Origin of the sequence: Roseivirga thermotolerans, from assembly GCF_014653175.1 — a bacterium.
GTDB classification, from domain to species: Bacteria; Bacteroidota; Bacteroidia; order Cytophagales; family Cyclobacteriaceae; genus Roseivirga; species Roseivirga thermotolerans.
Map to the genome: position 1 here is coordinate 409613 of NZ_BNAG01000003.1, position 26381 is coordinate 435993.

21 protein-coding genes and 1 tRNA gene are annotated in these 26381 nt (G+C 45.2%); 12 read left to right on the top strand and 10 right to left on the bottom strand.

Annotated features, from left to right (window positions below):
* The 10 genes from IE164_RS11855 (at nt 1) to IE164_RS11900 (ending at nt 10517) form a co-directional block, all read left to right on the top strand.
* A complete protein-coding gene (locus IE164_RS11855) occupies nt 1–768 on the top strand; it encodes a TatD family hydrolase (protein WP_189630449.1) in 768 nt (255 codons plus the stop codon).
* A complete protein-coding gene (locus IE164_RS11860) occupies nt 761–1822 on the top strand; it encodes an asparaginase (RefSeq protein WP_189630450.1) in 1062 nt (353 codons plus the stop codon). The genes IE164_RS11855 and IE164_RS11860 overlap by 8 nt, the downstream gene beginning before the upstream one ends.
* A gap of 89 nt (nt 1823–1911) precedes the next feature.
* Nucleotides 1912–1999, top strand: a tRNA-Ser gene (locus tag IE164_RS11865).
* Between the two features lie 155 nt (nt 2000–2154).
* A complete protein-coding gene (locus tag IE164_RS11870) occupies nt 2155–2949 on the top strand; it encodes a MotA/TolQ/ExbB proton channel family protein (protein ID WP_189630451.1) in 795 nt (264 codons plus the stop codon).
* 24 nt (nt 2950–2973) lie between these two features.
* A complete protein-coding gene (locus tag IE164_RS11875; RefSeq protein WP_189630452.1) occupies nt 2974–3336 on the top strand; it encodes a hypothetical protein in 363 nt (120 codons plus the stop codon).
* Nucleotides 3337–3340: 4 nt separating this feature from the next.
* On the top strand, nt 3341–4003 hold the full coding sequence (locus IE164_RS11880) for an ExbD/TolR family protein (RefSeq protein WP_189630453.1): 663 nt from the start codon (nt 3341–3343) through the stop codon (nt 4001–4003).
* A 1-nt stretch (nt 4004) separates the two neighbouring features.
* The gene (locus IE164_RS11885) at nt 4005–4466 is read left to right on the top strand and encodes an ExbD/TolR family protein (protein ID WP_189630454.1); all 462 of its coding nucleotides are present in this window, start codon (nt 4005–4007) and stop codon (nt 4464–4466) included.
* A 138-nt stretch (nt 4467–4604) separates the two neighbouring features.
* Complete coding sequence (locus tag IE164_RS11890; RefSeq protein WP_189630455.1) at nt 4605–5900, top strand: MFS transporter; 1296 nt, start codon at nt 4605–4607, stop codon at nt 5898–5900.
* 147 nt (nt 5901–6047) lie between these two features.
* Nucleotides 6048–6776, top strand: coding sequence for a hypothetical protein (locus IE164_RS11895; RefSeq protein WP_189630456.1), 729 nt, complete (start codon nt 6048–6050; stop codon nt 6774–6776).
* A 93-nt stretch (nt 6777–6869) separates the two neighbouring features.
* On the top strand, nt 6870–10517 hold the full coding sequence (locus tag IE164_RS11900) for a DUF8578 domain-containing protein (protein WP_189630457.1): 3648 nt from the start codon (nt 6870–6872) through the stop codon (nt 10515–10517).
* 194 nt (nt 10518–10711) lie between these two features.
* Here the strand turns inward: IE164_RS11900 and IE164_RS11905 are convergent, their stop codons facing one another.
* Nucleotides 10712–11485 carry an AMP nucleosidase gene (locus IE164_RS11905; RefSeq protein ID WP_189630458.1) on the bottom strand — a complete coding sequence of 258 codons (774 nt, stop codon included), beginning with the start codon at nt 11483–11485 and terminating at the stop codon, nt 10712–10714.
* 32 nt (nt 11486–11517) lie between these two features.
* Between IE164_RS11905 and IE164_RS11910 the strand changes: the two genes are divergently transcribed.
* Both IE164_RS11910 and IE164_RS11915 read left to right on the top strand, forming a co-directional pair.
* On the top strand, nt 11518–11976 hold the full coding sequence (locus IE164_RS11910) for a type I restriction enzyme HsdR N-terminal domain-containing protein (RefSeq protein ID WP_189630459.1): 459 nt from the start codon (nt 11518–11520) through the stop codon (nt 11974–11976).
* Nucleotides 11977–11995: 19 nt separating this feature from the next.
* Nucleotides 11996–13090 carry an alkane 1-monooxygenase gene (locus IE164_RS11915; protein ID WP_189630460.1) on the top strand — a complete coding sequence of 365 codons (1095 nt, stop codon included), beginning with the start codon at nt 11996–11998 and terminating at the stop codon, nt 13088–13090.
* 43 nt (nt 13091–13133) lie between these two features.
* Here IE164_RS11915 and IE164_RS11920 read toward each other — a convergent pair whose 3' ends face one another.
* The 9 genes from IE164_RS11920 to IE164_RS11960 all read right to left on the bottom strand — a co-directional run bounded on the left by IE164_RS11920 (nt 13134) and on the right by IE164_RS11960 (nt 26315).
* A complete protein-coding gene (locus tag IE164_RS11920; protein ID WP_229838648.1) occupies nt 13134–14138 on the bottom strand; it encodes a formylglycine-generating enzyme family protein in 1005 nt (334 codons plus the stop codon).
* A gap of 175 nt (nt 14139–14313) precedes the next feature.
* Entirely contained in the window at nt 14314–14913 is a 600-nt protein-coding gene (locus IE164_RS11925; protein ID WP_189630462.1) for a dioxygenase family protein, read from the bottom strand.
* 607 nt (nt 14914–15520) lie between these two features.
* Nucleotides 15521–17353, bottom strand: a complete 1833-nt coding sequence (locus IE164_RS11930) for a family 43 glycosylhydrolase (RefSeq protein ID WP_229838649.1) — start codon at nt 17351–17353, stop codon at nt 15521–15523.
* Nucleotides 17354–17434: 81 nt separating this feature from the next.
* Nucleotides 17435–18187, bottom strand: coding sequence for a sulfite exporter TauE/SafE family protein (locus tag IE164_RS11935; RefSeq protein ID WP_189630463.1), 753 nt, complete (start codon nt 18185–18187; stop codon nt 17435–17437).
* 3 nt (nt 18188–18190) lie between these two features.
* Nucleotides 18191–19705 carry a sulfatase family protein gene (locus IE164_RS11940; protein ID WP_189630464.1) on the bottom strand — a complete coding sequence of 505 codons (1515 nt, stop codon included), beginning with the start codon at nt 19703–19705 and terminating at the stop codon, nt 18191–18193.
* A 220-nt stretch (nt 19706–19925) separates the two neighbouring features.
* Nucleotides 19926–22187: a beta-glucosidase BglX gene (gene bglX, locus IE164_RS11945; protein WP_189630465.1), complete on the bottom strand. Its 2262-nt coding sequence runs from the start codon at nt 22185–22187 to the stop codon at nt 19926–19928.
* Nucleotides 22188–22199: 12 nt separating this feature from the next.
* Nucleotides 22200–22988, bottom strand: coding sequence for a carboxylesterase family protein (locus IE164_RS11950; RefSeq protein WP_189630466.1), 789 nt, complete (start codon nt 22986–22988; stop codon nt 22200–22202).
* Nucleotides 22978–24333 carry a glucoamylase family protein gene (locus IE164_RS11955; RefSeq protein ID WP_229838651.1) on the bottom strand — a complete coding sequence of 452 codons (1356 nt, stop codon included), beginning with the start codon at nt 24331–24333 and terminating at the stop codon, nt 22978–22980. The genes IE164_RS11950 and IE164_RS11955 overlap by 11 nt, the downstream gene beginning before the upstream one ends.
* A gap of 29 nt (nt 24334–24362) precedes the next feature.
* Nucleotides 24363–26315 (bottom strand): glucoamylase family protein, encoded by a 1953-nt coding sequence (locus tag IE164_RS11960; RefSeq protein ID WP_189630467.1) that lies wholly within the window; start codon nt 26313–26315, stop codon nt 24363–24365.
* Nucleotides 26316–26381: the final 66 nt, after the last annotated feature.

The following is a 26381-nucleotide window of genomic DNA, read 5'->3' on the forward strand; positions in this document are numbered from 1 at the left end:
ATGATAGAAACTCACGCCCATATATACGCAGAGCAGTTTAAAGAAGATATTAGTGAGGTGTTAGAAAGGGCACAAGAAGTTGGTGTTCAAAAAATTATAATGCCCAACATAGACCACACCTCTATAGATGCCATGTTGGAATTGGAGCATCGCAACCCAAGCCTTTGTATAGCCACAATGGGATTGCACCCCTGTTCGGTGAATAAGCATTTTGAGAAAGAACTCTATGTGGTAGAAGAATGGATCAATAAGCGACCCTTTGTAGCGATTGGAGAAATTGGAACCGATCTTTACTGGGATAAAACGTTTAAAGATCAGCAAATAGAGGCGTTCAAAATACAGGCCGATTGGGCTAAAAAACTTAAAAAACCCATTATAATCCATTGCCGCGAATCTCTCGATTTGACCATCGATCTGGTGGAATCAATGAAAGACCAAGAATTTACTGGTGTGTTTCATTGTTTCAACGGCACGGTTGAACAAGCACAACGCATTGTAGATATGGGTTTTTACCTTGGGTTGGGAGGGGTTTCAACCTTTAAAAATGCAGGCATGGATAAAGTAGTGCCGGAGCTGGATGCCCAAAGAATTGTTTTAGAAACCGATAGTCCATATTTGGCTCCGGTACCTTATAGGGGCAAGCGCAACGAGCCGTCATACCTCAATGTAATTGCCCAAAAACTGGCCGATTACCGTCAAGTGTCCCTAACCGACCTGATAGAACAAACTACAGCCAACGCCCGAAAACTTTTCCAAGTCCATGATTAAAGTAAAAAACATAGAGCACTTTGAGTTTACTCAAAAGCCTAAGGCACACATACTCCTTATATATACCGGGGGCACCTTGGGAATGGACTTGAACGAAGAAGGAGCTCTGGTACCTTGTGGTTTTGAGCAGATACTGAATAGAGTACCTGTAATTAAGGAATTGCAGGTTAATATATCGGTAGTGAGTTTTAGCGAACCAATCGACTCATCCAATGTGCAGGTAGAACATTGGCAACTTTTGGCCGGACTGGTTTATGAACACTACGACCACTTCGATGCTTTTCTGATTTTGCATGGCACAGACACCATGGCCTATACTGCTTCAGCTATGAGCTTTATGCTCGAAGGCGTTAACAAGCCCGTGATATTCACAGGAGCCCAGTTGCCCATTGCTTCTCCGCGTTCCGATGCTACTGAAAATTTGGTGACCTCTTTGGAAATAGCAGCCGATAAAAAAGATGGCAAGCCAATCATTACCGAAGTGTGTATCTTTTTTAATCATGTGCTTTTGCGCGGTAATCGGTCTAAAAAAGTAGAAAGTCAGCATTTCGATGCGTTCGAGTCCGAAAACTATCCCATTCTGGCGGAGGCAGGTATTTCCATCGATTATCAGTGGTCTTACCTTAAACCTTATGCAAAAGACTTTATACAATACCAATCGGAAATGGATACCCACATAGCCGTACTCAAATTGTTTCCCGGACTCAACGAATCTACCGTTGCACACACCGTTTTAGCCGAATCTGTAAAAGGTATCATTTTAGAAAGTTATGGCTCCGGTAATGTGCCGCAAGAACCGTGGTTTCTGGACTTGCTCAGAGAAAGTGTAAAGCAAGGCAAAATTATTCTCAACGTATCGCAGTGTAATGGTGGCCGGGTGATGCACGGTAAGTATGAGACTAGCAGTGAGTTAGATAAGATAGGTGTAGTGAGCGGTCATGATCTTACCTTTGAAGCGGCCACTACCAAAATGATGTACGTGTTGGCAAGATACCCGAATACCAGAGATGCAAAAAAATGCCTAAGAACTCCAATTAGGGGCGAAATGAACTGATTTTTTGTGCCTTACAAAAACAGAATAGCGCTTGCATCATGAGATAATTATTGATTTATTTGTTGCCCTGCGAGAAGCGCAAAGATTAGGGAGAGGTGTCCGAGTGGTTGAAGGAGCACGCCTGGAAAGTGTGTATACCCCTAAAGGGTATCGAGGGTTCGAATCCCTCTCTCTCCGCAACTCAAAGTGTTAAGTGTTGGATTAGGGGCCTCGCACGACTATGGTTGAGTATCCTACTTTCTATCAACTAAAACTTTAAGTATAAATTTCTTTTAATCATAATAATTAATAATTTAGAAACCGTTTTAACCTTTATTAATCAAAACTAGACTATGAAAAAGTTATTCTCTTTACTGATGATCCTGGGTGTCTTTGCCTTCGGATTTAACGCAGTTGCACAAGACGATACGACAGGTACCGACTCTACTGCAGTTGAGGACACTTACCCAGAATCTCCAGATTATTCTGCTGAGACTGAAACGGAAGAAGCTCAGTCCTTCGATCAGATCATCAAAGAAAAATTTATTGAAGGTGACCCAGCGTTCATGGTTTACCCTCTAATCTGTTTGATCCTGGGATTGGCTATCGCCATCGAAAGAATTATCAGCTTGAACCTTTCTACAACGAATACAGCAAAACTTCTGAGCAAAGTGGAAGACGCTTTGGAATCAGGCGGAGTTGAAGCTGCTAAAGAGGTAACTAAAAACACCAGAGGTCCTGTGGCTTCTATCTTTACCCAAGGTTTGATGAGAATGTCTGAAGGCATTGAAATGGTTGAAAAATCAGTGATTGCCTACGGTTCTGTAGAAATGGGTCGTTTGGAAAGAGGACTTGTTTGGATCTCACTTTTCATCTCACTAGCCCCAATGTTGGGTTTCATGGGTACTGTAATTGGTATGATCGATGCCTTCGATGCTATTCAAGCAGCTGGAGATATCTCTCCTTCTTTGGTTGCCGGTGGTATTAAAGTGGCCCTTTTAACAACAGTTGCTGGTTTGATCGTTGCGATTATCCTTCAGTTGTTCTACAACTACTGTATATCTAAAATCGATTCAATCGTAAACTCTATGGAAGATGCTTCAATCTCATTGGTAGACCTATTGGTGAAGCACAACCTTTCAAAATAATTTCCATCTTAAAAGACATTAAATATGGATCAGGAACAGTGGATTGATATAGGGCTATATGCGGCTTACATCCTTATTGGAGTAGCTATTGTAGCAGCTATAGTAATGAACCTGATCAATGCCTTTGGAAACCCTAAGTCATTGATCAAAGGTGGAATTGGAGCTTTAGTTTTAGTAGCTATTTTCTTCATCGGCTACAGCATGGCTCCGGCCGAGTTTGGTGCTTCTACAGCAAGTGTTATGGAGGCAGCCAAAATGGATCCAACCAGTGAAAGCGCTGTAACAACCTACAAACTTGTGGGTGGTGCTATGACCACAACCTTAGTTTTAGTAACTATAGCTGTTGTGGGCTTGATTTACTCATCAATTGCAAGAATAGTAAGATAATTTTATGGCTAGAAGTAAAAACAAAGGAAGTCAGGAAGTGAATGCAGGCTCAATGGCAGACATTGCGTTCCTTCTTTTGATCTTCTTCCTTGTAACTACGCAAATTGCCACAAACAAAGGTCTTACCCTATTGCTTCCTCCGAAAAACGAAGACGATGAGCCAATCGAGATCAAGCAAAACCAAAAGAACGTTTTCAAAATTCAGGTAAACTCTGCCGACCGTTTGTTGGTAGAAGATGAGCCTTTGGAAGACGTTGCGCTGATCGAAGATATGGTTTATGATTTCGTATTAAACTTCGGTAACCCAAGCAATACCAAAAAGGGTAACGACAAAATGAGTGATGTAGATGTTTACAATACCTTGCCGGCTTCTATGAAATCGTACATTTCTAGAAATTTGGGAAGCAAAGAATCATCAGATGGACCGACTTCGGCCATCGTATCTCTCAAGGCAGACCGTGGTAGTAGCTACGAGATATTTATTGAGATATTGGATGCCCTTAATGCTGCTTACAATAGAATTTATGGTGAGCGAGTAGGGCTGACAGCGGAAGAATTCAGAAAGCTGAATCGAAACAACCCAAAAGAGCAAGAACTGTATGACAGAGCGCGATTGGGGATTCCTAAGGCTATTTCGATAGCAGAACCAACAACACAAGGAGGGTAATATGTCAAAGTTTAAGAAAAAGAGTACATCGAGTCAGGATATACCTACCGCAGCTTTGCCGGATATTATTTTCATGCTCCTGTTTTTCTTCATGGTAACAACTGTGTTGAGAGAAACAGAAATTAAAGTAGAGCAGAGAATTCCACGTGCAGAGCAGTTGGTAAAGCTCGAGAAGAAAAAACTGGTGACTTACCTTTATGTTGGTAAGCCTAAGGATAAGTCTTTAGGAACTGAGCCGCTTATTCAGGCCAATGATGCCTTTATTGGCATTGAAAACATTGTGCAGTGGATCAACGAGGAGAAATCTAAGTTGGCAGAGAATGAGCGTGACCAGATTACCGTTTCAATGAAAGTTGACAATGAAACCAAAATGGGGATCATTGTAGATATTCAAACGGAGCTGAGAGAGGCTAATGCTCGTAAGATCATGTACGCCACTCCGCAGAAGACTGAAGACAATTAAGCGAATAACTACCGAATCATATAAAAAGAGACTGCTCATGCAGTCTCTTTTTGTTTATGGTATTCATTGCCTTTTATAGAAGAGTCTTTCTTCCTTATCTTACCAAGCGGTTTCTAAACCGAATTTCAAACCTTAGCCATGGCCACCGGAATTGAACTGAACGATAAGAGAACAACCAATGGATGGTGTATGTATGACTGGGCCAATTCGGTCTACTCACTTACCATAACCACAGCAGTTTTTCCTATTTACTATGAGGCCGTAACCACACAGCCCGATGGCACCGCAATGGTCGATTTCTATGGCTGGAGTTTGCCCAACACGGTACTTTATTCATATGCTCTGAGTGTTTCTTTTTTACTCACAGCTATGCTTATCCCGTTGCTTTCGGGTATTGCCGATTACTCCGGTCGGAAAAGGAGTTTTCTGAGGTTTTTTGCCTACTTCGGAGCATTGTGTTGCGCGGGTATGTACTTCTTTACCGGTCAAAATGTAGAGTTTGGTATTCTCATGGCCGTATTGGCCAGTGTAGGTTACTCCGCCAGTTTAGTATTTTACGATGCTTTTTTACCCGAGATTGCTACTCCCAATCGATTCGATGAATTAAGTGCCAAAGGCTACTCCATGGGTTATGTAGGTAGCGTTATTCTTCTAATTCTTAACCTTGCTATAATCGAATCGCCTGCTACCTTCGGAATCCCGGAAGGCGACCTCCCGGCTCGGCTTTCCTTCCTGTCGGTAGGCCTTTGGTGGATGGGTTTTGCTACCTATTCTCTCAACCGCCTTCCCGCCAACCCTTACCACAAGCGGCCTGAGGGGCACTGGTTGCTCAATGGCTATAAAGAACTTCGGCTGGTTTATAGCCGGATTAGAAAATTGAGTCAAATGAAGCAGTTTGTTTTGGGCTTTTTCTTTTACAATGCAGGAGTACAGGCAGTTATGTATCTGGCCTCTTTGTTTGGAGCAAAAGAGCTGAATATGGAAACACGCGACCTAATTATGACCGTTCTCATCATTCAGTTGGTGGCCATAGGAGGCGCTTATGCCTTCGCCTATCTTTCAAAAAGAAAAGGCAATATATACTCGCTGTCAGTGATGATAGTCATATGGATTGCTGTATGCATACTCGCCTTCTTTGTGAGTACCAACTATCAGTTTTTTGGGTTGGCTTTTCTCGTTGGTGTCATTATGGGAGGCATTCAGGCGCTGTCCAGAGCTACCTTTTCTAAACTCATTCCTGAAGATACCACAGATCACGCTTCCTTCTTTAGTTTTTACGATGTCACCTTCAATGTATCCATAGTATTTGGCACCATTGCCTATGGCACAGTAGAGTGGTTTACAGGTTCTATGCGATATAGTGCGCTGGTACTCAGTGTGTTCTTTGTTATAGGACTTCTGCTTATTAGAAGAGTAAGAAGTAACTGGGCTTAATTTTATCCATTTTAATTGTTCAAGGTTAGGAACCTCGTTTTCGCAAACGTTTGCAACGCGGAAATGTCTCAGATCATTTACAAAGCGGTTTTTTTATCCTTATTCTTGGTTAAGAAACTTCTTTAATCAACCTAATCTTAAACGATAATGAAAAATTTAATTCGAGCCATAATGGCCCTGGCTGTGACCAGTTTGACACTCACTTCTTGTGGAGATGATGAAGACGATGCGGTAGCAATTGCGATTAGTGCACCAGCCGAAATTACCCTCGGAGCAGGCTTTCAGCAGACCCTTGCTATCGATGCTACCGGTAGTGGTCTTGCTTCAGCTACGGTAACAATATCTAAAGAGGGAACCAATGTACTTACTGATGAACTGACCCTTTCAGGAGATGAGGCCGACCTGGACTTTTCCTTTACCATTAATGAGACAGGCGATTATACCGCTGTGGTTACTGTAACAGACGGTAGTGGGGCTACTCAAAGTGCCAACATAGCTTTAACCATTGCCTGCATGCCTACACCAGACCATGTGGTGGCGTCAAAGATTTCGTTTGTGGCCGAAGTACCTTCCTTTACCACCGGTTCTGTAGGAGTTGTAGGTCAGTTTACAGATTGGGGAAATAACCCGGATGTCAGCCTGACTAAAGTGGGAGAATCGGATTGCTACTGTGGTACCGTAGAAACCACTATTGCTGATGGTGGATTTAAATTGAGGCTTGATGGTACCTGGGATAAAGTTGAAAAAACATCAGATTGTCAGGAAATTTTGAACGGTGAAAACCGTACAACTACGGCTGTTGCCGGAGATACCGTGGCTGTAGTAGTAGCCGAGTGGAGAAACAGCGACCAATTCGGAGGAGGCTGCGGAAACTAATATCCGGTTTCATACAATCCGCTTGGGGAGACTGTCTACCCTCATCTATGGTCAATTGCAGTCTTCCCTTGCAACTCAACAAAGTTACCCTTCATGCGAAATTTCTTTTCAGCACTTCTTCTTCTTCTTCTTTTGCAGTCTGTTGCTACTGCGCAAATTGTGCGGATAGAACCGGCCAGTGCCACAGCCGATGATCAGATTAAAATAATTTATGATGCCACTCAGGGAACCGGAGGTTTGGTGGGGGCATCAAAAGTATATATGCATGGTGGAGTAATAACCAGCTCGCCAACGGCTACAACCTGGGACGAAAACTACGTAAAGGGTAACTGGGGCAAAGACGATGGAATTGGTCTGATGACTAAGGTACAAGGTCAGAACGATTTATGGGAAATAACCCTTGATGCTCCTGCCAGAGCTTACTACGGAGTACCATCTACCACTACTGTTTTTCGTTTGGCCATGGTTTTCCGAAATGCCGATGGCTCGGCAGAAGGCAAAGGAACACCAGGAAGCTTTGAGGGAGGACAGGTAGCTTCTAATGGCGATATATTTATAGATATTGCAGTTGATAATTTTGTAACTATAAAGCAGCCTGCTACTACTACCCACTTTATAAAATCGGGTGAGCACATAACCATTAGTGCCGAAGCTTCTTCAACCGTGAGTCAAATGACAATAGCCATTGATCAAGGGCAGGGTTTCGAAAATAAAGCCAATGTAAACACGGGGACTACCATTAGCTACAATTTTAGCCCTTCAGAAAGCTTTAGAGGAACCCTTCGGGTAACGGCCACCATCAACGGAGAGCAAGTACAAGACGAACAACCGTTCAATGTAAACATTACCGATGCCACCACTGTGGCCGAACTTCCGCAGGGAGTACAGAAAGGAATTAACTATGATGATGAGGATCATAGCCGGGTAACCCTCGTTCTGGAAGCTCCTGGCAAAGACTTTGTCTACGTGGTAGGTGATATGAGCAACTGGGAGGTTCAGCCTGAGTACCTGATGAATAAAACACCCGATGGAGAGCTATTTTGGCTTACACTGACCAACCTGACGGCAGGAAAAGAATATGTATTTCAATACTGGGTAGAAGGAGCCATTAAAGTGGGAGATCCTTATGCCGATAAAGTGGCCGACCCCTGGAACGATCAATACATACCCTTATCGGTAAACAATCAGATACCAGACTACAACCTGACCGAAAACGCCATTGCCACCACCTTTCAAACAGGTCAGGCACTCTACCAATGGCCGGCAACCGAGCAAAACTGGGAAAGACCGGACGCCAAAGACCTGGTGGTGTATGAACTTTTGGTGCGCGATTTTGTGGGCAGCAGAAGCTACAAAGATCTCATAGATACGTTGGACTATATTCAAAATCTGGGCGTAAATGCTATTGAGCTAATGCCGGTTATGGAGTTTGAAGGCAATGAATCATGGGGGTATAATCCTATGTACTTTTTTGCTCCCGACAAATACTATGGTACCAAAAACGACTTAAAGGATTTTATAGCAGCCTGCCATCAGCGTGGATTAGCGGTTATTCTGGATATGGTGCTCAACCATGCTTTTGGACTTAACCCAATGGTGCGTATGTATTGGGACGGCTCTAAACCTTCGGCAGAAAGTCCCTGGTTCAATACCGAGGCAACCCACCCATTTAATGTCGGGTACGACTTCAACCATGAGAGCCCTTATACTCAGGCTTTTGTTGATTCAGTGAATGCCTACTGGCTGAGGGAATATCATTTTGATGGTTATCGTTTCGATTTATCTAAGGGCTTCACCCAGACCAAAAATACCGATGTAGGTGCTTGGTCTGCCTATGATCAGTCCAGGGTAAACCTGCTCAAGCGCATGGCCAATAAGCTGTGGCAGGTAGACGAAAAAGCCTATGTAATACTGGAACATTTTGCGGCTTCCAACGAGGAAGATGAACTGGCAGAGGCCGGTATGCTCCTTTGGCGAAATATGGGCTACAACTACTGGACGGCTTTGGGAGGAGAAGCTAACTCTTCTTTCGATGGGGCTACTGCCGAAACACATGTGAGCTATATGGAAAGCCACGATGAGCAACGCCAATTGTGGGAAGTGTATGAAAACGGACTTGCCCACGGTGTTTATAACACACGCGATACCACCATTGCTTTGGAACGATTAAAAATGAATGCTGCCTTTCTCTACACTCTGCCCGGCCCTAAAATGCTGTGGCAATTTGGAGAGCTTGGCTACGATATAGATATTAACTTCAACGGAAGAGTGGGCAACAAACCTTTGCCATGGGGGCAAGACGGCCTGCAATACTATAATGATCAGCTGAGGAAGCATGTATACAATGCCTTTTCTGCCATTTTGAATCTTAGGAAACAAATCAATGCCCAAGATAACGTTTCCTATACCTATGATTTTTCAGGGAATGAAAGGTTCATACATGCTGACTCAGACGATCTTGATGTGTTGATTGTAGGGAATTATGGTTTGGAGGCATCATCAATTAACCCATCCATAGCCACAGGCAGCTCTTGGTACAACTATTTTTCTGGTGAGACCATACCGGCCGGAGCTTTTGAAAAAGACATAAACCTCGCACCCGGTGAATTTCGAATATATACCTCAAATAAAATTTCAGATGGATTTCATCAGGTGGTTGAGGCCTATGAGTTACCGGTTACTATTAGCCCGGCCAGCTTCTTTGTTGAAGATGAGATAACCATTACGTTCGATGCCACCAAAGCTCATCCGGCAGGTACTGAGGGTCTGGTGGGAGCCGAAAAGGTATATATGCATGCCGGTATAGTGTTTGAAGATTTCAATGCTACAACACTGGAAAACGAAGTGGGCAACCATACCGATGATGGTGTAGGTTTAATGACTCGTGTGGATGGAGAAAATGACATGTGGCAAATAACCCTTACCCCGAAAGACTATTTCTCTATTACATCGGGAGAGGCGGTTAAATTAGGCATGTATTTCCAAAATGCCGATAACTCTAAACTTGGTAAAGGCTTTAGAGGCCAAACTATATTTTTTGCAATAGAAGTTGATGGGGAGTTAATTACCATTACTCCACAGCAGTTTGATCAGGATACGGAAATAACACTAACCTATGATGCTCGCTTTGGCAACCGCGGATTGCTTAACGCGCAGCAGGTATATATGCATTCGGGCGTTATTACAAGCTCGGCCAATGGAACTTCATGGGATGAACAACACGTGGTGGGTAACTGGGGAGCAGATGATGGAGTTGGTGAAATGACACGCTCCACAACCAATAATAATCAGTGGCAAATTACCCTTACGCCCAGTAACTATTACGGTTTGGGACAAACTAAGCTTGCCTATCGCCTGGCCTTCGTTTTCAGGAATGCCGATGGTAGTAGAAAAGGCACTGGTACTGCAGGCGACTTTGAACACGGAGTGGTATTAGAAAACGGAGACATACTTTACGATGTTCCGGTATTGAAACAGATCACGGGCTTGGAGGAGGAACTGCCCGGCTTCCGGTATTATCCTAACCCCGCCAGCGGTATCATTCATTTCGATGGAGAAATCCCGGGCCAGATCAAAGGTATTGAGCTGCACACTCTAAAAGGAGAAGTGGTTGTTCATCAGTCTGTTGCAAACAACAGTCTCAGTCCATTAGATATTTCCGAACTTCCAAATGGCCTTTACCTGCTTAGGATAATTACCGAACAAAAAGGATATACGCTCAAGGTATTGGTAAGTCGTTGAAAGCATAAGGCGGTGCAGGCCAATGGCCCGCACCGAATTTTTTTTATAGGGTTACTTACTTATGTCGCAAGAAGTGCATTTCTGAACCTTACCTCCATTTGTGTCTTCACAAATGGTTGTAACGCTGTGAGGACACAGCTTATGGCTGGTATACTGGGGCTAACAAATGCGATCTAAATGAGTAACCCTATTTTTTATTCAAAGCGCATGTGCTTCACAGAGTCACCCGAATCTCTCAATTCGCGCAACGCGTCAATACCAATTTCCAGGTGAGCGTTCACATAATCAGCACTAACCTTCTTGTCGCTTTCTTCGGTTTTTACACCCTCAGGAATCATAGGGTTATCCGACACAAGCAGTAGGGCACCTCGCGGAATTTCATTCACAAAACCTACGGTAAACAAGGTGGCCGTTTCCATATCTATGGCCATAGCCCTGATTTTCCGCAGGTATTTCTTAAAGGCCTTGTCGTGCTCCCACACCCTTCGGTTGGTGGTGTAGCAAGTGCCTGTCCAATAGTCCATGGCGTGCTTCTTAATCATGGAAGATACTGCCCGCTGCAAACGGAAGGAGGGAAGAGCAGGTATTTCCACCGGCATATATTCATTGCTGGTTCCTTCGCCACGAATAGCGGCAATAGGCAAAATAAGATCGCCCAGTTGGGTTTTCTTTTTCAACCCCCCACATTTACCAAGAAATAGAACGGCACGTGGGTGAATGCTGGAAAGCAGGTCCATAATAGTGGCAGCCATTGCACTCCCCATACCAAAATTGATTATGGTTATGTTCTCGGCTGTAGCACTTTGCATGGGTTTTCCTTCTCCCATTACTTCCACGCCAAACTTATCTGCAAACATTTCTACATACGAAATGAAATTGGTAAGTAGAATGTATTCTCCAAAATCCTCCAGAGCCACACCTGTGTAGCGGGGTAGCCAGTTTTCAACTATTTCTTGCTTGTTTTTCATAGAATAATGTTTGGTGTAATTAGATTTGCCCAATGTTGCAACTCAACCTGCCGACATACGCCTATCGGCTTGAGAATAGAGGCGGCAAGTTATTTATTTTCGATCCCATTCGAAAGAAGTTCGTTCAATTGACTCCTGAAGAATGGGTTAGGCAGCACATGCTCAACCATCTTATGGTCAATTTGGGTTATCCTGCGGCCCGTACTCGCGTGGAGTCGGGCTTAAAATATAATGAACTGCAAAAACGCAGCGATATTCTCATTTATGACCAGAAGCTCAAACCATTGGTACTGGTAGAATGTAAAGCACCTTCTGTGGCTTTGGGACAAAACGTGGTGGAGCAAATTGCCGCGTACAACAAGGTGTGTCAATCCAGGCTGGTAATTATTAGTAACGGTATACAAACCTATGCTGGTTTATGCACAGGCGCCAATGAGCCAACCCAAATGTTGAGTACCATACCTGACTACCAACAGTTGAAAGTGATGTAGGGAAATTGTATTTTTCTACATGAGTTGGATCAAGAAGATTGGTTTTCTTACGGCTTTTATCATTCCCTCGCTCACTGTGCTGGGCTTTTATTCCGGGGGTTATTGGAACTGGTTGACGGTTGCCTTTGTGTTTGTGCTCATTCCTTTGGCCGATCATCTGATAGGAGAAGACCCTGAAAATTTAAGTGAGAATGAAAGTTTGCTTCTGGCCGAACAGTTCTATTATCGATTTATCACTTACGTATGGACTTTTTTTCAGGTAGCCTTTGTCTTATGGGCATGTTGGATGGTTGCCTCACATTCCCTCGACCTTATGGAGTGGATTGGCTTTACCCTTAGCTGTGCCCTGGTAACCGGGGGCATAGGCATTACTGTAGCTCATGAGTTAGGCCACAAGAAGTCGGGCTGGGAGCGGTTTTGTTCCAAACTACTACTAATGACGGTATGCTATATGCATTTTTATATTGAGCATAACCGTGGACATCATGTCTATGTGGCCACACCTAGAGACCCGGCTACGAGTCGTAAAAATGAGCCTTTTTATCGTTTTTGGATACGCTCGGTTTTCGGTAGTTATTTTAGTGCCTGGAAACTGGAAAAGGAAAGGTTGAGCCGCAGAAAGCAAGGGTTTTTGAGCCTTAGGAATAATATGCTCTGGTTTACTGTTCTACCCCTTATTTTTTGCGCCCTGATTGTGCTGGCCGCAACCTGGTATTTGCAGGAAATGGCCTGGCCGGTGGTGGTGTTCTTCTTTGGTCAAAGTATTTTGGCATTCACACTCCTGGAGCTGGTAAATTACATTGAGCATTATGGAATAGTGCGAAAAGAGCTTGCCCCCGGGCGATATGAAAAGGTGAACCCAATGCATTCCTGGAATTCTAACCATCGGTTGAGCAATTTTTTTCTTTTTCAATTACAACGGCATTCCGATCACCATGCCTATGCCATTAAGCGCTATCAGGTATTGAAGCACTACGATGAATCGCCCCAGTTGCCTTCAGGTTATCCGGCCATGATTTTACTGGCGGCCTGTCCTCCATTATGGTTTCGGTGGATGAATCCAAAGCTAAAGGCCTGGGAGGAAGAAGTATACAACGCTAAAGGCAGTGGATGAAGCCCACTGGGTGATTGATGGCTCATGAACTGTCAGGGATAGGTTAGGGACGCAAGAGGGTTCGGAACCCCAGGTGAGGCATTCCGGTATCCGGTGCCGCAGGCATTTTGGCCGATACTCTGTAGCTGGAGCAATAGCTGTCGTTACATAAAAATGAACCGCCTTTGATCACATGTTTAATTGCATACGGAGCTGCCGGATCATAACTTCTTTCAGGGCCTTGCGGGTTACTAATAGTTCCTTTTAATGCCAGTTGCTGATAATAGTTGGCATCGTAAAAGTCGCTGCACCATTCCCATACGTTACCTGCCATATCGAACAGACCGTATCCATTGGCCGCAAAGACCCCGACAGGACTGGTGTGCTCAAATCCATCGTCTACCGTGTTATTTATAGGAAAATTGCCCTGCCAGTAGTTGGCCATAGGCTTGTTCTCAGGGATTAATTCATTACCCCAGGGGTAAATATGGCCTTCCTTTCCGCCCCGGGCAGCAAACTCCCACTCTGCTTCTGTAGGTAGCTCTTTACCTGCCCATTGGCAGTAGGCAAGCGCATCGTAGTAGGCAATGTGAACTACCGGATGGTTCATACGGTCTTCAATGCTGCTTCCCGGGCCCTCCGGCTGGCGCCAGTTTACATGGTTTTTCCATTGCCACCATTGAGCATAGTTATGCATGTCTTCTACTTGCGGGGGACTGTAGAATACCAATGAGCCCGGGGCTAACAGGCTGTCAGGCGGTTTTGGAGTGTCGGGAGGCAGCTCTTTTTTCATGGTTTCCCAGTCCAGTGCCCGTTCGGCTAAGGTCTTGTATCCGGTGGCTTGGGTAAAGGCCAAAAATTCTGCATTGGTGACCTCGTACTTATCCATCCAGAAACCTCCTACTTGTACTCTATGTGGTGGTTTTTCATGGGCCATTGCCATATTATGCTCTGCTCCCATGGTAAAAGTTCCCCCTTTTATCCACACCATATGGGTGGTATCTGTATAGCCTCTATAGGGTATTTGTGCTATTTCCGTTGCGTAAGGTTCGGGTATATAGGCGCGCACTGAAGACGCAGATTGCTCTGTTGTGGGTTTGGGCTGACAGCTTACTATGAGCCAAAAGCAGGAACAGATTGAAAGCACAAATTGCCGCATATTCGATGCCTTATTTAGTCAGAGGGCAATTTAGGCATTAACAGGCTTTTTAATAGATTATAGGCCGACCAATTGAGAATGAAAATTAGCGGTAGTTTGGGATATTTAAGCCCAGAAAAATGTCGCGTCTTGCCCAAAAGAAACCATTCTCTTCTTTGAGATTAACAATACCATTTCCGCCTCTGTTTTTCCTGTCTTTGCGAATACTTTGGCTCAAGAGTTCGTCATCTTCAAACATTATATCGTCAATGTAATATTCTCTTTTGCCGGGCTCTTTTATGGTAAGGTGTACATGGGCTGGAGCTGTTCGGCCGGGATAGCTTCCGGGCCTGAAGGTATAGAAGGTATATTGGCCGTTTTTATCGGTTATAGCCCATCCTCTTATGTAGCCATGTCTTCGGCCCCAACCTGTTTCATTGCCCCGGGTGGGGTATATTCCTTCACTATTGGTGTGGTAAGCATAAATAATAACGCCTTCGGCAGGGGTATGGCCGTCTTTTTGAAATACGGTTCCCCGAATAATCATTTGAGGAGCCCCTTCTTTAAACCCCGGTAGAGTATCGGTAGATGTCAACGTTTTGTTGCCGTACTCTAATAATGCCTCGCAACCTTCGCAGGGGCCTCCGAGTATCTGTGCCTGAGAGTAGAGAGGCCACAGAAGTAAGCCAATGAACAAGTTTCTCATAGCTGGGTGAACGATAACTACCTTGGTCAGTTGGTTCTTTTCGATCAACAACCGGGTTCGCAGGACATATAGAAGCTTATTCAAGTACTACCCGTTCTTGGTGTTGTTAGCGGTGAGGAGCTAGTTGGTTGTTTAGTCTACATGTCGAATAGTATTAGGGCTTTAATCCGTAAGATGGATATAAGAGTATATTGGATTGATTGCTTCCATTTTCTTTTTAACGTCAGAAAATATGCGGCACGTTGGTTCTGACAAAAACCATAGTCCATTTTATCTCTCAGATAAGAAAGGAATACCCTTTTGATTTATATTTTTTTCTCTTTCTCCTTCTTCTTCTCGAAGAGCTTGGTCTCATGTGATATAGAATGAACCCTAGAGCAATACCAATGAATAAACCTTACAGATTGGTAGTCGGTGGTCATGCAAAGGATTTTATCTAAAGTAATGCATAGTAATGATGTTTTATCTTTAAATACTTCTTTTTGACCCGATACCGATGGGCAAGGGCTTTATTTGGGTTGAATTTATTGATAAAAGAAATTCTGGTCTTAGTCTGGAAAATATTGGGTGGTTTTTATCACAAAACCTTCTTGGTACCCAACAGATCCTATTGAGTAAATAGTATTTCGCTTCTTTCCGAAATTCCGTTTTCATCAAAAGCTTCCACCTGGTAGTAGTAGCCGGTGTCTGTATTGAGAGCTCTAAGTTCATAGCTATTCGTTCCATAGATCATGGCAGAAAGGTTCAGTTTGTCTTCGGCTATACCCCAATAAATGACATAGCCTGTGGCACCCTCAACGGTATCCCAGCTCAAGTCTGCATTTCTCCGGTCTTTTTGTCGGCTCACCTTAAAATTGGCAGGGGTTTCGGGTAGGTCCTCTTTGCCGTTGCCAAATACCCTGAACTCGGAGATGGAGAGGTACTCATTGGTGCAGTATACATGGTTGTAGCGCACATAGCGGGCTTCAATAGCTTGGGGTAACTCAATGTATCCGTGGGGCATGTCGCGCATGTTTTCAGAGTAGTCTGCAATGGTCTGCCACTTGTTGCCATCAATAGAGGCCTCTATTGTAAATTGCTGTCTCAGCGTATCCGGACGCCCGAATATTTTACTGTTAAAGTCCTGAAAGTTGATCTGGATAGCTTTTACATCCATGGTTTTCTCTAAATCTACTTCCACAAAAATGGAATCGTTGTTGGCCTCCGATACCCAATAGGAGCGAATTTCTTCATCGTTTATTTTACGGATATCGAACTCCCTAATTTGCCCGAGCATATAGCCCGACTCGCTTTCATCTACCACGTTGATTTCCTGACTCACCAGGCCTGAGTTTGTGCGTACCGGCTTGTTGTAGCTAAGGAGCATCCACCCGGTAAATCGGTTTTTGTGATCTTCCACGGGTGTGCCGGGCAAATAGTGAGGATAGTCTCCATAGGCAGTATTCACGTACATTTGACCGTTTTCTTCGAATCCGGCAGGGTACATCCCTATTCTTCGCTCAAACTTATAGTTTACTGAAATGGCCATTGTAGCGTAGTGCCAGTAATTGCCATTATTATCGCGTACGGTGCTGCCATGCCCCGAGCCTTTCAGAAATCCTCCGGGTTTGTAAGAAATTGGGTTGTAAGGAGCATATTCAAACGGCCCCAAAGGGCTTTTGCTGGTATACACCCCATCGGCATACACGTTCCACTGAGTTCCCGGAGCACCATATTCCAGGTAGTAGGTGTCTCCATGCTTTACCATCCAGGGACCCTCTATAAATGGCTGGATGTCCGATTTATGATCTTGCCCAAAACGTTCCCACCCATGTTTTTCGGGCTGAAGATAAAGTAAATCAGTCTGTTCTCCTTTGGGAATGTAGTAGTTGTCCGGGTCTAGCTCTACCCCCCTGATAGGGAATTTGTTAGACGACTCCTCGTAGAGGTATACTCGGCCATCATCGTCAGTAAATAGCATTGGGTCCTGCACGCCATTGGGCGTATTAATCACGGCAAAGTTGGTTTTCCAATCGCCCAATTCCGGGTTGTCTGTTTCGATGACCGCGCCCCTACCCGAAGGGTCGCCTAATACCAGAATTTTTCCGTCTCTTACAGTGGCAGCAGGAGCATTACTGCCGTTGAAATACCAACTCTGGGGTCTGATAAACCGCCAATTGCTCATGTCTTCAGAGGCCCAATAGCCGTGAGAACGGGTAACAAACATGTAGTAGGTGCCCTTAAAGTTCACAATGGCCGGGTCGGCACCCGAGCGATAGGAAACGTTGTTGTTGGCTCTGTAATGCGACATGTAGGTGTAATCGATGTCTAGTGGGTTGCAATATGTTTTGTAGTTCTTTTGCTCCTGAGCCGTAGCAAATGACACTTTTGGCTGATGCTGTTCTGGGCCTGAGCAGGCGAGAAGGAGCAGAAGTGGGAAGAACAGGTTAATGCTTTTCATAGAAATATATGTATTGATCCTTATAGGGTTGTGATTAGGGTTGAAATGATTATTCTGACACGTTTGTTGCGGTCGATATACTCAATAAAACCATACCTTGATGAGCGTAGCCACAATCATTAAAACCGAAATAACTTTGGCCCACAAGTGGGCTTTAGTGTTTACTCTTATAAACCGGGCCACACCATAGGCACCTATTACCTGACCTATGGCCAGCAACAGGGCTGGCTTCCAGAGAATGTGGTTGGTAAAGGCAAAATACAGTGTAGTGGGAATGGTATAAATGAGTACGATAAGCAGTTTGTACGTATTGGCCTCCTGATAGGGCATACGGTATACTCCGGAAAGTATAACCAGAATGAGAATCCCCACGCCTATCTGTATAAAACCACCGTACAGACCACCGAGAAATAGCAAAATTGCAGCCCAGCCCGAACTACCGGAAAATGATAGTTTCGATCTTCTGGTTAGTGAGCCGGGTAAAAGAAACGAAATCAGCAAGGCTACCATTACTATCGTAGCCATTAGGTTGAAGGATGCGTTGGACACCTGAGTTGCGCACCAGGCACCCGCCATAGCTCCGGCTACGGTAGAGAGAATTGGAGTGAGTTTAAACTTACCATGCTGTGAAGAAATAGTCTTTCGAAGCACCAACACGCCCGTTAGGTTTTGAAAGAAAACCCCGGGGCGTGTAGTGGTATTGGCCATTACCAACGGAATACCCGTGAGGGTCATTACTCCCATGCTGAACAGTGTGCCACTACCGGAAATGGTGTTCACTATTCCCGCCAATATGCCTCCGGCTATAAGTAATATTTCGTTGGTCCAATTCACTCTTTAAAAGGTGCCCCTGTACAAATGGTCGAACCGCGCTCCCGTGCCATCAGTCTTTAGTGGAATTTGCATTCCGCCTGTTTCTTCAAGCCAGTTAAAAAGGTCGGTGCGAAGTTGTTTGGCAATGTCGCGATACGCTTCGTTCCTGATTAGATTATTCATCTCCCAAGGGTCGTTCTCCAGATCATAAAGCTCGTTAATGTCCCACAAACCATAGTAGCGTATAAACTTATATTTGTCTGTTCTTACCGCATGTACTGTAGGAGTTTGCGGAAATGGCCGCTCCCAGAAGTACTCATAATAAATGCGTTTTCTCCAGTTATCGGGATTCTCCCCTTTAAGAATAGGTAAAAAGCTCTCTCCATCCATATTGGTGGGTTTTTCTAAACCGGCCATGGCTAATATGGTGGGGCCAATGTCTATGTTCTGAATCATTTGCTTCACCTTATTCTGCTTAATTACATCTTTTCCGCCATAAATGAGCAGCGGCACCCGAATGGATTCTTCATAGGCATGTCGCTTGTCAATAAGGCCGTGCTCACCAAACGAAAAGCCATTATCGCCCATATAGAATACAATGGTATTGTCAATCTGTCCGCTCTTCTCCAGTTGGTCAAGCACGGCTGCAATGCTTTCATCTACCGAAAGTAGCGTTTCGGTATAAAGCTGGTAAAACTCATCGAAACCAATCTGACCATGATACATATAGTCTACACCATGCCAGCTGTTGCGTTGTTTTTTTACCCAATCGGGTACATCGGCATAGTTGTAGTCTTTGTTCTTTTCAGGAAACATGGTAGGCGGATAACTCGGTTTGGCATTGGCATATACTCCCTGGTGTCGTTTGGCCGGTTTAAAGTCGGCATGTACGCCTTTGTGTGATAAATAGAGGAAAAAGGGCTTTTGGCCGTCTCTTTCGCTTAGCCATTTAACAGCCTCTTCGGTAAGTAAATCGGTAATGTATGTGCTGTCGCTAAAGGTTTTTTCAACCCCATTGATGTTAATGAGTGGGTTGTAATAATTGCCCTGACCTTTAAGGCTAAACCAATGATCAAAGCCCTTTCGAGGGTCTGCATGGTGTTCACCCATATGCCATTTGCCCATAAAGGCTGTTTCGTAACCGGCTGCCTGAAGGTATTGGGGGAAGAACTTTATACTATCAGCAATAAGCGACTGATTGTCTACCACCTGGTGGTGGTGCGATAGTTGCCCCGTGAGAATGGAAGCCCGGCTGGGCGAACATAGCGAGGTGGTAACGAATGCATTTTCAATATGGGCCCCTTCGCGTGCCATTTTGTCCATTGCAGGAGTTTCTAAGAAAGGTACTTTACCAGTAAAACCCATGAAGTCGTAGCGATGGTCATCGCTAAGAATAAAAACTACATTCATGGGTTCTGTCCCTTCAATGTGCTTTAAAATCAAGTCGTTTTTTTGTTCGCCCCTTGGGGCAGAGCAAGCCAATGCTACCAGATGCACCAGCGCCAGCAGACTTAAAAGTTTGGTTGTGGAATTAGTCATGGTCTTAGTTTTTGATTGTACAATGGCATAGGTGAGGTCGATGGTTGCCCAGCGTGCAGGGTTCCCACCGACCTACCCATAAGATGCCGTCCGCATTGAATTTCCAGTTTTCACTCACGGCTGTATTTTTTCTGCCTTGCCCATTGACAGAAATTCCGGTGAATGATTCCAAGGGGGCTGAAACGATGATTGCACTTCTGGAAAAGGACGGCATTTTTCTTTACTTAAGCTTAAAGTCGGCCTCAAGTCCTGTGGAAGAGTTGGGGCCAATAAATACTTTGAAATCCCCCGGTTCGGCTTCAAAGCGCATATCTAAAGTATAGAATGCCAGGTCTTTAGCGCTAAGGTTAAACGACACGCGCTTCGATTCTCCGGGTTTAAGTTTAATTTTCTCGAATCCTTTGAGCTCTTTTACCGGGCGGGTTACGCTGCCCACCATGTCTCGCACATAGAGCTGTACTACCTCTTGGCCCTCATAGGTTCCCGTGTTGGTTACCGTGGCCGAAACGGTAAGGGAGCTATCGAACGATAGCTCAGAGCTGCTCAAGCTAATGTTGCTGTACTCAAAGGTGGTGTAGCTCAGTCCGTAGCCGAAAGGATAGAGCGGCTCGTTAGAAACATCCAGGTATTTACTGGTGTATTTGTTGTCGGCACTAAAAGGGCGGCCTGTATTCTTCATGTTATAGTATATGGGAATCTGACCCACGTTTTTAGGAAAAGTTATGGTGAGTTTGCCGGCCGGATTATGGTCTCCGAAAAGCGTTTCAGCAATGGCTTTTCCAGACATTGTGCCCAGATGCCAGGCGTTCATAACAGCAGGAATGTGTTCGTCAATCCAATTGATGGTGAGTGGCCTGCCAGCCATTACCACTGCGACTATGGGTTTACCAAGCGCATGTATAGCTTCTATAAGCTCTTGTTGCGGTCCTGGCAGTCCTATTTCCGATCGGCTGGCTGCTTCTCCGCTTTGGGTATAGTCTTCACCTATGGCCATTATAACTACATCCGATTTTCTGGCTGCTGCCAGAGCTTCAGCAAAACCCGACCGGTTGTCTCCACTAAAGCCGGCACCACGTGCATAGTTGATTTTTACTCCGGGAGCAATTTGCGCTATGCCTTCTTTTAGAGTAATCACTTTAGAGGCATCGCCAGCTACATGCCAGGTGCCTAGCATATCTTTGCGGTTATCGGCCAATGGACCAATAAGCGCTACTGAGCCAAGTTTTTTAGAAAGTGGCAAAAGATTACTTTGGCCTTTGCTTGCCGGTTGGTTTTTGAGCAGAACAATAGACTCTTTTGCGGCCAATAACGCATGATTCATTAATTCTTGAGAATATAGCGTTTGTTGCTCCCTGTCTTTGTTTAGGTATCGGTAGGGGTCTTCAAACAATCCCAGTTTGTACTTCATTTCCAACACCTGTCTTACATACTCATTCAGTGTAGACTCTTCAATCTTTCCTTCGGCAATCAGTTCCGGAATGTAACGGCTGTAAAGCCCTCCCTGCATATCCATTTGTACGCCTGCTTTAAAGGCCAGCTCTGCGGCCTCTTTCTCGTTGGCTACTACTCCATGAGGCACCATTTCATTGATAGATGTGTAGTCGGTTACCACAAAGCCATCAAAACCCCATTCATTGCGCAATATTTCTGTCATCAGGTAGCGGTTGCCAGAAGCAGGCACTCCATCCAATTCGTTAAAGCTGGTCATTACTGTGGCGGCACCGGCCTCCAGAGCGGCTTTGTAGGGAGGTAAATAGTTCTGCCTCAATTCCCGGTCAGACATATCCACTGTATGATAGTCGCGCCCTGCCTGGGAAGCTCCATAGGCGGCAAAGTGCTTTACGCAGGCCAAAATGGTGGTAGGGTCGGCAAGGTTTTTACCCTGTATGCCCCTAACCTTGGCAGCACCAATGAGTGCACCTAGGAAGGGGTCTTCGCCACTACCTTCTGCAATGCGGCCCCAACGAGGGTCGCGCGCAATATCAACCATGGGGTTGAAGGTCCAGTTGACTCCGGCAGAGGCGGCTTCTTTGGCGGCCAGGTGAGCCGATTTTTCAATAATATCAAGGTCCCAACTAGAAGCCTCGGCCAGAGGAATTGGGAAGGTGGTTTTATAACCATGAATTACATCCAAGCCAAAGAGTAGAGGAATACCCAGCCGTGTTTCTTCAACGGCTATGCGCTGCAGTTCACGGGCGTAGTCTACGGTATGGGCATTAAAGAGATTACCGGCTCTGCCAGCCCTCAATTCGTCCATGTAGTCATCGCGCAATACAGGTCCTGTTACATCCCAGCCACTGGTGTAGAGGGTGAGTTGTCCGGCTTTTTCTTCGATGGTCATTTCTTGAATGAGCGAATCGATGAACCGGCTCATAGGGTCTGAGCTGCCCGATGGGTTTTCGCAGCCATTTAGGGCCATGAACCCCATGATGCTTACCAGGAGTATAAGAGGTGTGCTTTTATGGATGTTGAATGAATGCATTGCGGGTATAGGTTACTTGGAATGAGAAAATAGCCAGGGCAATAGTTCAGGTTCGGCAAATGCAGGATCCCAGCTGTTGTGGTTGGCATTGGGGTAAAGGGTGAGTTTTACCCGACCGCCCTTTTCTTCAATAGCACTGGCCATTTCTTTAGAAAAATGAGGAGGCACTACATCGTCTTTCAGGCCATGGAATATCCAGAAGGGTACTTTTTTGGCGTACTTTCTGGCACTTTTTGGGTGGTCGCCACCACAAATGGGTGCGGCAGCCGCAAACGTTTTGGGTCTGCGGCTCACAAGCTCAAATGTGCCCATTCCTCCCATGGAAAGGCCCATTACATACATTCTGTCTTTATCTATATGAGCAACCCGACTAAGCGAATCGACCAATGAAAGAAGGCCTTTCATGGCCAATGTATGTTCTGTTTTGGTGGTGAAATAGGTAAACTGACGTTTTCCATTCTCATCGAGTGGTCTGTGTACATTGGCCCAGTAGTCTTCCGGTGGGCATTGAGGAAAAACGACAATGGCCGGAAACTTTTCCCGATTGGAAGGGTCGAGAAACAGTTTGCTGCCATGCACCAACTGTTTCTCATTGTTGGTACCACGTTCACCAGCGCCATGAAGAAAAAGTACCAGTGGATATTCCTTTGTGGAATCGAACCCTTCCGGATAAAGTACTCTATAGTTGAGCGAACCTTCTTCATAGGTGTGTTTTGCCGCTCTAAAGTCTTCCTTTGTTTGGGCCAGGCTAATGTTTAATACCCCGGCCAAAGTACAGATGAGCAGTAGCTTAATCTTCATAGTAGAAACCTAGTTTTTTAAGTCCTTGCTGTATTTCCGGAGCCGACATAAACAGATCCCAGATTAGCCCGCTGCGGTAGTTTTCGATCATTACTGGAATTGGGCCCTGATCGATGGCCAGGTAGCGTGGGAGGTACCAATTTTCGTGGAAGCTAAAAGCATCGTAAGGACCAAATTCGCCTACAAGGGAATCGGCTTCGGTATAGAGTTTTTTGAGCATGGCCATGCTTTCTTCCGGAGTGTATGGGAAAGAAGAAAGGGCAGCAGTTGGCGAAATTACCCCAAGATCGCGGTCAGGTCTATGGCCGGCATAGCCTCTCATGGAGTAGCTGGAGGTAAAGCCCCACATGTCAGGCCCGTATCCTTTGAATTCATTGGGATTGGCTACTGCATGTTTGTGATGAATGAGGGCATGGTTGCGGTTGAGCTTCCAGTAGTCTCCATACTTGTCTTTCAGGCCTTTTGGGTTAAGGCCGAGGTAAGAGTAGTGTGCCCAAAAGAGCGGACCCACGGGTGAGTCGTTGGTTTCGTAGTGGTTAAGTACAGTTTCGAGCCCATAGTAGGTAGTATCGTTGGCAATGGCACCATTCATGGCCCAACCTTCATGATACACAGCAGGGTCTACCGAATGGGTTGGCGATGAAGCTGCCAGCACATACATAATGAGGCACTCATTGTAACCTCTAACATCAAAGTTCATTTCCCACTCATAGTTGGGCGACCAGTGCCAGTAGAGTACATTTTCGCCTTTGGTGTGCCAGTCGAACTCAATGTTTTCCCAAAGGGTATTCATGCGTTCGGCCAGCTGTTTTTCTCGCTTATCGTTTTTGTCCAGGTATTGTCTCACGGTAAGCAGGCCGGCTGCCAGAAAAGAGGTTTCTACCAGGTCGCCCCCATCGTCTTTTTTGCTAAAGGCCGAAACCTTACCGGTTTTGCCATCCCACCAGTGAGGGAATACTCCATGGAACGAATCGGCTTTTTCCAGAAAGTCTACGATCTTCTCAAAGCGCTCAATACCTTCTTCCCGGGTAATAAAGCCTCTTTCTATACCCACAATTAGTGCCATGAGCCCAAAACCTGAGCCGCCCGATGTAATAATGTCTTTGTCGTGACTGGGATAAATATCGTCCATGTGATATCGCTCGCGGGCCATGCCGCTGTTGGGCTCGGCACCATTCCAGAAATACTGAAAGGTTTGATATTGCACCAGGTTGAGCAAAGAGTCTTCTTCGCTTTGGGTTTTTATAGAGTCGGCCTGCTGGCTGCCTTTGGATTGACTGCAAGCCCATAAAAAGGCGCCCAGAGCCAGGGCCATCAAACATTGAAGTATTGTTCTTTTGTTCATCTTAGTTTAGGGTTATTCTAGGGTTTGGTTCAGTAGCTTGTAAATCCGAGTTTCTTTAGTCCGTTAGTTATTTCACTGCTTTTCATAAATAGGTTCCACAGCAAGCCTGTCCTGTGATTTTCTATCATCAGTACAATAGGCCCCTGGTCAATGGCCAGATATGAGCTGGCAACCCAGCTTTCAGTCAGGTTAAAGGCATCGTAGAAGCCATATTCTCCCCAAAGCATATCGCCCATAATGTAGTAGAAGTGTTTAAGTGCCTTCATGGATTCATCGGGTGTATAGGGGAAAGACGAAAGGGCGGCTGTGGGGGTAATTACCCCCAGGTCGTTGGTGGGAGAGTGGGCAGAGTAGCCCTGATGGTTGTCGCTGGCGGTAAGTCCCCAGGCGTTTTCATTATAGCCAACAAAGTTTTTGGGGTTGGCAACAGCGTATGCATAATTTATCTTGCTGTGGGCTACGTTTTGATCCCAATAGTTGGCGTATTGATCTTCGAGCTGCCGCGGATCCAAGCCAAGGAAAGAGTAGTGGCTAAAGAATAGTGGCCCTCCATAGGAGTAGCCTAGTGGCAAGGTGGTCCCAAAGTATTCTTCACCATTAGCCATATTGCCATTTCTGGCCCAACCCTCATGGTATACATTGGCTGAAATAGGGTGGGTGGGAGAAGAAGCGGCCAGTACATAGACTATTAGCGATTCGTTCCAGCCCTGAATTTTCAGGTTCTTTTCCCAGCCTACATTGGGCGACCAATGCCAGTACAATACGTTCTGGCCGCCTCTGGTGTACCAATCCCATTCTACCTCTTCCCAAAGTTCTGTAATGGTATCTATAATGGCTTTTTCCTGAGTATTGGAGCCGTTGAGGTATTCTCTAACGGTGAGGAGCCCCTGAATCATAAAAGCCGTTTCTACAAGGTCGCCTCCATCGTCTGTAGCACTAAAAGGAATAGTCTTACCGGTATTGCCGTTCATCCAGTGAGGCCATACCCCATGAAAACGATCGGCATTTTTTAAGAAGTTCACAATGGTCTGGAGCCTGTCTATTCCTTGTTGCCGGCTAATAAAACCGCGTTCTATGCCTACCAGTATGGCCATAACACCAAAGCCCGAACCTCCAATGGTTACAGTATTGCCACTGCTGTTGCGCTCTCTGGCCAATCCGCTGGTAGGATGAGCAAAATCCCAGAAGTATTTAAAGGTTTGCTCCTGAACCTTGGTGAGTAATTCGCTTTCAGAGATTTGCGGAAATTTATTGGCCGGGTTTAATTGTGTGTAGAACTCCAGGGAGTACCCTTCAAAGTCTCTGCCTTCGCTGCTCTTTAATTCTTCTGAGAGGGTGATTTTATATTTTTTAATGTAGTCTAGGGCTGTGGTTGGGGTAACGGAAACCACTCTGTTTTCATCAGAACTGCTTATGCTCACGGAGCGTCCTGTTAGCCTAAATGCTTTCTGAAAACTTTGAAGGCTTACCCCGGTGCTAAAATTGAAGGTAATAGTGGGTTGCACACCAATGTCTTGTACTCTGGGGTTGTTGCCTACCGTTTCTCCATCTATTTCAATGGAGATTAGGCTGAGGGCTCCTGCCAGTGTTTTGAATTGAATAGTGGTGGGAGTTGTGCTTGCTCCCGCGGTGCTTTTTAGGTTTTGGTTGATGGATATGGTGTATAGGGTGTTGTCTTTAAGTGTACCGTTAACGAGTAGTAGGGCTGATTTGCCTTGGGATGAAAGGGAGATGGTTTTTGAAACTTCGTTGTCGTTTTCACTCAATAGTATTCCTGATTGAGTAGTAGACTCATCGAGGGCAGCAGAAAATACCAAAGATATAGTTCGGTCTACAGGAACTCCTTCTGTAACACTACCAGTGCTCAGTTCAAGGTCACCGGCAAAGGCATTTTTGAGCACAAGGGGTTCTGCGCCAGGCTCATCTTTGCTACAGGCTAGCATGCTTAAAAACACTAAAGACAGAAGGTAGTGGAGCTTCATTATTAACTGGTTTAGATGAAATTGGGGATTTCAGCCAGGCTGAATTCCCCAATTCATAGTAATTAT

Bases quoted from the DNA above. Each gene is read 5' to 3' on its own strand.
- IE164_RS11855 (WP_189630449.1), top strand. From the start codon at position 1: ATGATAGAAACTCACGCCCATATATACGCAGAGCAGTTTAAAGAAGAT.
- IE164_RS11860 (WP_189630450.1), top strand. From the start codon at position 761: ATGATTAAAGTAAAAAACATAGAGCACTTTGAGTTTACTCAAAAGCCT.
- IE164_RS11870 (WP_189630451.1), top strand. From the start codon at position 2,155: ATGAAAAAGTTATTCTCTTTACTGATGATCCTGGGTGTCTTTGCCTTC.
- IE164_RS11875 (WP_189630452.1), top strand. From the start codon at position 2,974: ATGGATCAGGAACAGTGGATTGATATAGGGCTATATGCGGCTTACATC.
- IE164_RS11880 (WP_189630453.1), top strand. From the start codon at position 3,341: ATGGCTAGAAGTAAAAACAAAGGAAGTCAGGAAGTGAATGCAGGCTCA.
- IE164_RS11885 (WP_189630454.1), top strand. From the start codon at position 4,005: ATGTCAAAGTTTAAGAAAAAGAGTACATCGAGTCAGGATATACCTACC.
- IE164_RS11890 (WP_189630455.1), top strand. From the start codon at position 4,605: ATGGCCACCGGAATTGAACTGAACGATAAGAGAACAACCAATGGATGG.
- IE164_RS11895 (WP_189630456.1), top strand. From the start codon at position 6,048: ATGAAAAATTTAATTCGAGCCATAATGGCCCTGGCTGTGACCAGTTTG.
- IE164_RS11900 (WP_189630457.1), top strand. From the start codon at position 6,870: ATGCGAAATTTCTTTTCAGCACTTCTTCTTCTTCTTCTTTTGCAGTCT.
- IE164_RS11905 (WP_189630458.1), bottom strand. From the start codon at position 11,485: ATGAAAAACAAGCAAGAAATAGTTGAAAACTGGCTACCCCGCTACACA.
- IE164_RS11910 (WP_189630459.1), top strand. From the start codon at position 11,518: ATGTTGCAACTCAACCTGCCGACATACGCCTATCGGCTTGAGAATAGA.
- IE164_RS11915 (WP_189630460.1), top strand. From the start codon at position 11,996: ATGAGTTGGATCAAGAAGATTGGTTTTCTTACGGCTTTTATCATTCCC.
- IE164_RS11925 (WP_189630462.1), bottom strand. From the start codon at position 14,913: ATGAGAAACTTGTTCATTGGCTTACTTCTGTGGCCTCTCTACTCTCAG.
- IE164_RS11930 (WP_229838649.1), bottom strand. From the start codon at position 17,353: ATGAAAAGCATTAACCTGTTCTTCCCACTTCTGCTCCTTCTCGCCTGC.
- IE164_RS11940 (WP_189630464.1), bottom strand. From the start codon at position 19,705: ATGACTAATTCCACAACCAAACTTTTAAGTCTGCTGGCGCTGGTGCAT.
- bglX (WP_189630465.1), bottom strand. From the start codon at position 22,187: ATGCATTCATTCAACATCCATAAAAGCACACCTCTTATACTCCTGGTA.
- IE164_RS11950 (WP_189630466.1), bottom strand. From the start codon at position 22,988: ATGAAGATTAAGCTACTGCTCATCTGTACTTTGGCCGGGGTATTAAAC.
- IE164_RS11955 (WP_229838651.1), bottom strand. From the start codon at position 24,333: ATGAACAAAAGAACAATACTTCAATGTTTGATGGCCCTGGCTCTGGGC.
- IE164_RS11960 (WP_189630467.1), bottom strand. From the start codon at position 26,315: ATGAAGCTCCACTACCTTCTGTCTTTAGTGTTTTTAAGCATGCTAGCC.